This is a genomic window from Intestinibacter sp. (assembly GCF_034113885.1).
In the GTDB taxonomy this organism is placed as follows: domain Bacteria; phylum Bacillota; class Clostridia; order Peptostreptococcales; family Peptostreptococcaceae; genus Intestinibacter.
The window spans coordinates 1-9,582 of the sequence record NZ_JAXEWM010000171.1; the positions used below are offsets into that span (position 1 = coordinate 1).

The following is a 9,582-nucleotide window of genomic DNA, read 5'->3' on the forward strand; positions in this document are numbered from 1 at the left end:
ATTTTGCACTAGAGGCTACAGGAATTTCTGATATACAGAATAAAAAAGTAAATAATTTATCTGGGGGTCAAAGGCAGAGGGCGTTTATAGCGATGTCTCTAGCTCAAAATACAGATGTTTTGCTGTTAGATGAGCCTACGACTTACTTAGACATATATCATCAGATAGAGATATTAGAGGTAGTCAAAAGCTTGAATCAAAAATACGGTATCACTATAATAATGGTACTTCACGATTTAAATCAAGCTGTAAATTACAGTCACAATTTGGTGATAATGAAAGATGGAGAAATAGTAAAGATGGGTAGAGCTTCTAAGGTAATAGATGAAAAGACAATAAACGATGTTTATAGGGTATCTGGATATATACATAGAGAGGAAAATGATCAGATTTATTTTATACCTAAGAAGATATGCTAAATAAAAAAATTAAAGGAGAGAGATTATGTTAAAAAAAGTAGTACTTATAGTAGTTGGAACGATATCGCTGTTGCTTGGAATAATAGGTGTATTTTTGCCGGTACTACCGACGACACCTCTTTTACTTTTGACTTCTTATTGCTATATAAAAAGCAGTGATAGATTGAGTGAGAAATTTATGAAAACAAAAATATACGATAAATATGTCAGAAATTTTCATGAAAAGGGCGGCATGACATTAAAGGGTAAGTTGATGCTTACAATACCTGTATCTTTGATGTTACTTATTATGTTCATAAAAATCGATAGCAGTATAATGAGAATGGTTATTGTTATTATGTGGGTCGCAAAGGTCGTTTTCTTTACTAAAATGAAAACAATTAAGGAGGTTGGAAATGTTTAAAAAAAGGTTGTTAGAATTGTGTTCTAGTTCAAAAAAATGGATCGCCATGACGGTTTTGATGAACTGGATATCGATAATATGCAATATTTTAGTCGTTTTATTTATAGGAAACACTATGGATAAATTGATAAATTCGAATTTAGATATAAATTATTTAAGAGATGGAATTTACTTAGGAGCGTTGTTAGGTATAAGGTTTTTAGCTAATTACTACTCGACTAAGTTTTCGCTAAATTGCTCGAGCGAGGTTAAGAAGGTTTTAAGGGAGAAGGTATACGAGAAATTGCTTGATATAGGAGTTAATTATAATAAATTTATATCTACGTCCTCTGTGGTTCAAATGGGCGTGGATGGCATTGAAGCGCTGGAAATATATTTTGGAAGATTTTTACCACAATTATTCTATAGTGTGCTGGCTCCACTGACTCTATTTTTTGTGCTATCGTTTATAAGCTTTGAGGTGGCTTTTGTACTGCTTATATGTGTTCCGCTTATACCGTTTACTATAATGGCAGTTATGAAAATAGCTAAGAAGCTTCTAAGCAAATACTGGGGTGTTTACACAGATTTAGGTGATTCATTTTTAGAAAATCTACAAGGTCTTACTACTTTAAAGATATTCGATTTGGATGAAGAGAAGAACATAGAGATGAATCAAAATGCAGAGGATTTTAGAAGGATAACTATGAAGGTTCTTTTGATGCAGCTAAATTCTATAACTATAATGGATTTAGTCGCTTTTGGAGGTTCGGCAGTTGGGATATTGATAGCAGTAAGTCAATTTAAAAGCTCTATTATAACTCCAGGTCAGCTTTTGATAATAATTTTATTATCAGCTGAGTTTTTCTTGCCTATGAGACTTCTAGGATCTCTATTCCATGTAGCTATGAACGGAATATCTGCAAGTGATAAGATATTCGATTTGCTAGATATAGAAATAGAGCAAAAAGAGAGTTTAAATGAAAAAGAATTAAAATCTCTTGAAAATATAGATATAAAATTAGAAAATGTGTCTTACAGCTACGACAAACAGAGAGAAATTTTAAAGGATATAAATGTAGATATAAAAGACAAACAGACTGTGGCATTTGTAGGAGAGAGCGGCTCTGGAAAGAGTACAATAACTAATTTACTTCTCAAAGTAGATGAGGTAGATGGAGGAAAAATCACATTAAATGGAATAAACTTAAACGATATCCCATTTGATGTGTTGAATAAAAAGATAGGCTTTATAAACCACAACGCTTATATTTTTAATACTACTATAAGAGAAAATATAATTATGGGCAAAAAAGATGCTACGGATGAGGAAATATACGAAGTACTAAAAGAAGCAAATTTAGATGGTTTTGTAAAAAGCCTTCCAAATAAACTAGATACAAAGGTAGGAGAAGGTGGAAATCTACTGTCTGGAGGACAAAAGCAGAGACTTTGCCTAGCTAGAACTATTATAAAAAATCCAGATATATATATTTTCGACGAGGCGACTTCAAATATAGACGTGGAAAGTGAAGAAAAAATCTGGGATAGTATAAATAAATTGTCTAAAGAAAAAACAGTAATTGTAATTTCACATAGACTTTTGAATGTGAAAAATGCAGATAAAATATATCTTCTAGACGACGGTAAAATAGCTGAGGCTGGAAACCACAAAACGCTTATGATGAAAAATGGACTTTATAAAAAATTAGTAGAGCATCAAGATAATTTGGAGAGTATATACGATGAATTAGAAAATAAAAACAAAGTTGAAGAAATGAAGGTGATATAGATGGAGAGTAGACAATCAGGAATAAAAATAATGCTGAGATTGATAAAAGTTCTAAAGCCTCTTGCACCTATAATGATGATAACTATATCCTTTGGAATTTTAGGATTTTTATCGGCCACGGCAATAACATCGTTTGGAATGGTGGCAGGCGCTACTGTACTTGGATTTGATATGGGAATAAGCTTAAAAGCTTCTATAATCATAGTAATAGTATGTGCGATACTTAGAGGAATTTTGAGATTTATAGAGCAGTATTCAGGACATTTTATAGCATTTAAAATACTTGCTATACTTAGAGATAAGGTATTTGTAGCACTTAGAAGGCTAGCACCTGCTAAGCTTGAATCTAAGGAAAAAGGAAATTTAATATCTATTATAACTAGCGATATAGAACTACTTGAGGTTTTTTATGCGCATACAGTTGCACCTATAGCTATAGGAGTAGTTACTTCTTTTGTAATAGCTGTAGTGTTGTTTAAGATAAATCCAGTATTTGGATTGTTGTCGGTTTTATTTTATATTTTAATTGGGTATTTCATACCTGTATTTTCTTCTAAATTTGCAAAACAGGGTGGAGTTGAATACAGAGAGGCATTTGCCGATTCAAATTCATATTTTTTAGAGAGCTTAAAGGGCATCAAAGAAATATTATTATTTGATGCAGGAGAAGAAAGAATTCAAAATATAAATCAAAAAAGCGATAAATTACATCAGAAAATGGGTGTGATAAAAGCTCATGAAGGAATTATCAGAGCGTTTACCGATATAGTTATAATGATAGCGATACTTACATTTTTATTTGTAGGAATTGAATTATACAAAAAAGGTCAGATAAATATAGGTCAGGCGTTGGTTGCTATAGTAGTGCTTTCGAGTTCATTTGGTCCTGTAGTGGCGCTTAGTAATTTATCTAATAATTTAATCCAGACATTTGCATGTGCACAGAGGTTATTCGATATATTAGATGAGGCGCCTGTGGTAGAGGATATGTCTGGAGAGTGTGAATTGCAATCAAAGGATATAAAGGTGGGCGATATAAGCTTTTACTATGAAAATAGAGAGGAAATATTAAAAAATTTAACTTTAAGCATAAAAAAAGGTGAAAAAGTTGCTATAATAGGAGAGAGTGGCTCGGGAAAAAGCACGCTGTTAAAATTAATTATGAGATTTTGGAATGTAGATAGAGGAGAAATATCAATAGGAGATAAAAATGTTAAGACTATCCCGACAAAAACTTTGAGAAAATCTCAAACTCTAGTCAGCCAAGATACGTTTTTATTCAATGATACTATATTAAACAACATCAAAATGGTAGATAAAAATGCGACTTACGACGATGTAGTTAAAGCAGCTAAAAAAGCATCTATACATGAGTTTATAATGAAGCTCCCAAAGGGATATGACACAAATGTAGGTGAGCTGGGAGGAAACTTATCTTCAGGCGAAAAGCAGAGGTTATCTATAGCGAGGGCGTTTTTAAGAGACAGCGATATATTGATTTTAGATGAGCCTACGAGTAATTTAGATACATTAAATGAGGCTAGTATATTAAAAAGTATAAATGACGAATGCAAGGACAAAACTATAGTAATGGTATCTCATAGAAAGTCCAGCAGCGCCATATGCGATAAGAGATTTGAATTAAAGGATAAAAAGCTTGTCGGTATTTAAATCGATATAGTAAAAGTGGAGTTGAGTTGATATGAGTCGTATAGAAAGAGAAAAGCATATAATAGAAGTGATGGTAGAGATATACTGTAAAAAAAAGCATAAATCTAAAGACGGACTATGCTCAGAATGTAGAGAATTGCTAGATTACAGTAGACAGAGATTAGACAAATGTAAATTTGGAGAACAAAAGTCCTACTGTCAAAAATGTCCTATACATTGCTATAAAAAGGATATGAAAGAAAAAATAAAGGATGTTATGAAATTTAGTGGACCAAGGCTTTTATTTTACAATCCAGTTGAATTTTTTAAACATTTATTTTCTAAATAATAGAGAAAATAGTGCAAAAAGAAAAAAATTTCTTTAGCACTATTTTTTTGCATAAATTTATATTGCAATTTACTCGATTATTTTAGATAATAAATATAGTTTGAGATAATAAATAAGATGTATTTTAAATCGCAAAATATAGGGAGGAATAATTATGAAAATAACTTTTGAACCATCAGGAGTGTGCTGTCAACAAATGAATTTAGAACTTGACGACGACAATATAATAACTAAAGCTGAATTTATCGGAGGATGTAATGGAAATCTTTCTGGGATATCTAAATTAATAATTGGACAAAATGCATTAGAGGTAGCAGATAAGCTAAGTGGAACTACTTGCGGACCAAAGGATACTTCATGTCCAGATCAATTATCTAAAGCTATTAAGAAGTATGTAAAATAGCGAGAGAAAATATTTGAAACGTTGACAAAAAATAATAATTTTAATATAATCTAAAATATATGTATTAAAGTTATAAAATTTGTAAAAAATAATAATACAGGCAGAGATGAGGAATAGTAATAATTGAAGCTTTGACAGAGAGTAGCCGGCAGATGAGAGGCGCGAAAGGGAAGATTATGAATACACCTTTGAGCTTCACACTGAACTTTAGTAGGATGTGACGTGAGCACACGTTATAGTGCATAGTATTTTACTTACTGAGGTAGATAATGCGAGTTATCTACGAATAAAGGTGGTAACGCGAGATCTACTCTCGTCCTTTAGATAGAGGGCGAGAGTTTTTTAATGTAAAAACGAAAAGGAGAGGTAAAAATGACAGTATATGAAGAATTAGTCGAAAGAGGACTTATCGCACAAGTCACTGATGAAGACGAATTAAAAGAATTAATAAATGCAGGTAAAGCTACATTTTATATAGGATTTGATGCTACTGCAGATTCTCTACATGTAGGTCACTTCATGGCTTTATGTTTAATGAAGAGATTACAAATGGCAGGTAACACACCTATAGCTCTAGTAGGTGGAGGAACTACAATGATAGGTGACCCATCTGGTAGAACTGATATGAGACAAATGATGACACCAGAAATGATAAACCACAACTGTGAATGCTTCAAAAAACAAATGAGTAAATTTATAGATTTCTCAGATGGCAAAGCAATACTTGCAAATAATGCAGATTGGCTACTTGACTTAAATTATATAGACGTACTAAGAGAAGTTGGAGCATGCTTTAGCGTAAACAGAATGCTTTCTGCTGAATGCTACAAACAAAGAATGGACAGAGAAGGTGGACTTACTTTCTTAGAATTCAACTACATGATAATGCAAGCTTACGATTTCTATCAATTATATCAAAAATATGGCTGCCAAATGCAATTAGGTGGTAACGACCAATGGTCAAACATGCTTGCAGGAACTGACTTAATAAGACGTAAATTAGGCAAAAATGCTTATGCAATGACTATAACTCTACTTCTTAACTCAGAAGGTAAGAAAATGGGTAAAACTCAATCAGGTGCAGTATGGCTAGATCCTAACAAAACATCTCCATTTGAATTCTACCAATACTGGAGAAACGTTGCAGATGCTGACGTTATAAAATGCTTAAAGATGCTTACATTCTTATCATTAGACGAAATAAAAGAAATGGAAAAATGGGAAGGTAGCGAATTAAACAAAGCTAAAGAAATATTAGCATTTGAATTAACTAAATTAGTTCACAGTGAAGAAGATGCAGTTAAAGCTCAAGAAGCTGCTAGAGCATTATTCTCTACAGGAGATGCTGCTAATATGCCAACACTTGAATTAACAGAAGCTGACTTAACTGACGGAGCTATAACTTTAGTAGACTTATTAGTTAAAGCTGAACTTGCTGGTTCAAAATCAGATGCTAGACGTAACATCGAACAAGGTGGAGTAGCTATAGACGGCGAAAAAATAGAAGACGTGAAAGCTACAGTATCTAAAGATCAATTATCAGGCGATGGTGTAGTAGTTAAACGTGGTAAGAAGAAATTCAAAAAAGTTGTTGTAAAATAATATAGATATATTGAGCATAAAAAAAGGCGAACTAAAAAGTTCGTCTTTTTTCATAAAATTATTTAACTCCCATTATTCCATCAATTAAAACATCAATAGTAGCATTTAAGAAATAATCGTTTATATTTACGTCTTTTAAAGCTTCCTTTATACCTTCTTCAGTATGCTTAACTCCAGTTAATTTTTCTTCTATAAAAGACACATCTTCTTTACCGAAGAAATCACCGAAGAATTTAATTTCAGTTATAATTCCCTTATTTACATTTAAGTTGAATTCAACATTTCCACCTGGATATTTTAATTCGTTGCTTAGAGAGAATTTTGGTGAATTTCCAAAGTTCCAATCCCAAGTGCTGTATTTTTCTTCAACAAGCTTTTCTATTTCTGCTACATCTTTGTCAGTTAGAGTGTATGGTGTACTGTCTTTATCTGTTTTAGCTATAAAGTCCATTAGATAGTCCTTGAATTCTAAGACAGTCATAGGTTTCTTTAAGTGGTCGCTTATGTTAGTTACTCTTGATTTTACAGATTTTACAGATTTACCTTCGAATTTAATAGGTTTTACCTTAAGTGCTGCTGAAACATCGTTTATTTCAGAAGAGAATAGTAAAGTTCCATGGTGCATTACTTTGTCTTTGTAATTGTATTGTGCATTACCAGAGAATTTTTGCCCATCGATTAATAGGTCGTTTCTTCCGGAAAATTCAGCATTTATATCAAGTCCTTTTAGAGCCTCTACTATAGGCATAGTAAATCTCTTGAAGTCGCTGAAGCTGTTGTTGTTGCAGGCTATAAAAGTAAAGCATAGATTTCCTAAATCGTGGAAAACTGCTCCTCCACCTGATTGTCTTCTGACTACAGTTATATCGTGTTCTTTTACGTATTCGTAGTTTATTTCAGATAATGTATTTTGGTTTTTACCTACTATTATTGCTGATTCATTCCTCCAAAGTAAAAATAAATCTTCTGTCGCATTTTTTAAAAAATATTCCTCCATAGCTAGGTTGAAATATGGATTTGTTCTTTCGTTGTAAACTAATAGCATTAATCGATTGTCCTCCTATAAATTTGTAAATTATATTATTTCAACAAAATAATTCGACATAAACTTCAATTTCCCTCTAATTTTTATTAAAAATGATATTTTTCATCAATTTAAGAAGGGATTAGAAATATATATATATTATAATTAATAAGTTTTAAATTGTAAATTTTTTAATAATTTTAAAAATTTAAATATAATTTTTATTTAAGAAAAATGTCATATAATATTGAACTTATTGGAAAATTAATATATAATTAAATAGCATAAAAAAGTGAATAATAGTAAGGTAGAGGAGCAGTATATAAGAGTATAAATAATGAGTTAAGCGGCGTAGATTTATTTAGAAAGGATATATTGCCGAAGTGTGTAGACGATGCTTTAAGTCTATATAACTGGGGGTATACATAATATGTATATCACTGTCACTAAATGTGGAGAGCTATCATTTTAACTCATCTTTATAACATATAAAATAGCATATCTAATTCATTAGATTTATGACAATAGTTTAGTGAACCTTTCTGATATTCATTATATTAGGAGGAGAAAATGAAAAACAAAAAAACAAAAATAGCTTTGATATCAATGATGATATTTTTAATGTCAACTGTCATGGCATTTGCTGAAGAAGTAGACATAGCACAAGTAAATGCAGACAAATACGGATTTCTAACTTTAATACCACCGATAGTGGCAATAGTTTTAGCCTTTGTGACTAAAAACGTAGTTGTATCTTTGGCACTTGGAATCTTATCAGGTGGAATAATTCTTAATTTTGCAGGATTTAATATTTTTTACACTATAGTTCAAGCGTTCTTGGATTTAGTAAATAGAGCGGTAGGTTCTTTAGCTGATCCATGGAATGCAGGTATAATCTTACAGGTTTTAGCTATAGGTGGTGTAATCAACCTAGTAAGTAAGATGGGTGGAGCTAAAGCTATAGCAGAAGCTCTATCAAAAAAGGCAAAAAGTGCAAGATCAGCACAGATAATTACATGGTTTGCTGGACTTTTAGTATTCTTCGATGATTATGCAAACTCATTAATAATAGGACCTATGATGAGACCTGTAACAGATGGAATGAAAATATCTAGAGAAAGACTTGCCTTCATCATAGATGCAACAGCAGCTCCAGTAGCAGGTATAGCTATAATATCAACTTGGATAGGTCTAGAAGTCGGACTTATAGGAGATGCCTTCAATTCAATTGGAGTAGATCAAAATGCATTTGGAGTATTTTTAAGTACTATACCATTTAGATTCTACAATATATTGATATTGGCATTTATAGTAATAACAGCACTTTTATTAAAAGACTTCGGCCCTATGAGAAAATGCGAGTTACAAGCAAGACGTGGAGGACAAGTTCTTGAAGATGGAGATAAATTAAACGAACAAATATCAAAAGAACACGATGATTTAGAACCATTAGAAGGTGTTACACCTAGCGTATGGAATGCAATAATTCCTATAGGAACTTTAATAATAGCGGCTTTAATAGCATTTTATTACAGTGGATATACAGCTATAATGGGTTCAGAAGATGCCGCTACAATAGCATTAATGCAAAATTCACCAATTTCATTTGCAGCTATAAGAGAAGCCTTCAGTAACTCAGATGCTTCTGTAGCTTTATTCCAATCAGCATTATTTGCAGGAATAGTGGCGATGGCTATGGGTGTTGCTAAAAAGATGTTTACAGTAGCTCAAGGAATAGAAATCTGGATAGATGGTATGAAGACATTGCTTATAACTTGTGTAATATTAATATGCGCTTGGTCTCTAAGCTCTGTTATAAAAGAATTAGGAACAGCAAAATTCTTAATTAACTACTTATCAGGATCTATACCAGCATTTACTCTACCAAGTATAATATTTGTATTAGGTGCTATAATATCATTTGCAACTGGTACATCATATGGAACAATGGGAATCCTTAT

General features: G+C 31.9%; 9 protein-coding genes, 1 riboswitch and 1 other annotated feature. Of the genes, 8 read left to right on the top strand and 1 reads right to left on the bottom strand.

Annotation, left to right across the window (positions count from 1 at the left end):
• The 7 genes from SPD90_RS10845 to tyrS all read left to right on the top strand — a co-directional run.
• Nucleotides 1–419: ABC transporter ATP-binding protein (locus SPD90_RS10845; protein ID WP_320925234.1), on the top strand; the 419-nt coding region annotated here is incomplete at its 5' end.
• Between the two features lie 25 nt (nucleotides 420–444).
• Complete coding sequence (locus SPD90_RS10850; protein WP_320625299.1) at nucleotides 445–822, top strand: YbaN family protein; 378 nt, start codon at nucleotides 445–447, stop codon at nucleotides 820–822.
• Complete coding sequence (locus SPD90_RS10855) at nucleotides 815–2,593, top strand: ABC transporter ATP-binding protein/permease (RefSeq protein ID WP_320925235.1); 1,779 nt, start codon at nucleotides 815–817, stop codon at nucleotides 2,591–2,593. The genes SPD90_RS10850 and SPD90_RS10855 overlap by 8 nt, the downstream gene beginning before the upstream one ends.
• Entirely contained in the window at nucleotides 2,594–4,264 is a 1,671-nt protein-coding gene (locus SPD90_RS10860) for an amino acid ABC transporter ATP-binding/permease protein (protein WP_320925236.1), read from the top strand.
• Between the two features lie 31 nt (nucleotides 4,265–4,295).
• Nucleotides 4,296–4,592, top strand: coding sequence for a nitrous oxide-stimulated promoter family protein (locus tag SPD90_RS10865; protein ID WP_290692256.1), 297 nt, complete (start codon nucleotides 4,296–4,298; stop codon nucleotides 4,590–4,592).
• Between the two features lie 154 nt (nucleotides 4,593–4,746).
• Complete coding sequence (locus tag SPD90_RS10870; protein ID WP_290692258.1) at nucleotides 4,747–4,995, top strand: TIGR03905 family TSCPD domain-containing protein; 249 nt, start codon at nucleotides 4,747–4,749, stop codon at nucleotides 4,993–4,995.
• Nucleotides 4,996–5,089: 94 nt separating this feature from the next.
• Nucleotides 5,090–5,319, top strand: a binding site (T-box leader).
• 48 nt (nucleotides 5,320–5,367) lie between these two features.
• Complete coding sequence (gene tyrS, locus SPD90_RS10875) at nucleotides 5,368–6,597, top strand: tyrosine--tRNA ligase (protein ID WP_320925237.1); 1,230 nt, start codon at nucleotides 5,368–5,370, stop codon at nucleotides 6,595–6,597.
• A gap of 58 nt (nucleotides 6,598–6,655) precedes the next feature.
• On the opposite strand, the gene SPD90_RS10880 is transcribed toward tyrS, so the two are convergent.
• A complete protein-coding gene (locus tag SPD90_RS10880) occupies nucleotides 6,656–7,642 on the bottom strand; it encodes a lipoate--protein ligase (protein WP_320925238.1) in 987 nt (328 codons plus the stop codon).
• A 279-nt stretch (nucleotides 7,643–7,921) separates the two neighbouring features.
• Nucleotides 7,922–8,092, top strand: a riboswitch (Lysine riboswitch).
• 99 nt (nucleotides 8,093–8,191) lie between these two features.
• Here SPD90_RS10880 and SPD90_RS10885 point away from each other — a divergent pair.
• Nucleotides 8,192–9,582, top strand: a 1,391-nt coding sequence (locus tag SPD90_RS10885; protein ID WP_320925239.1) for a Na+/H+ antiporter NhaC family protein, incomplete at its 3' end; no start/stop codon positions are given.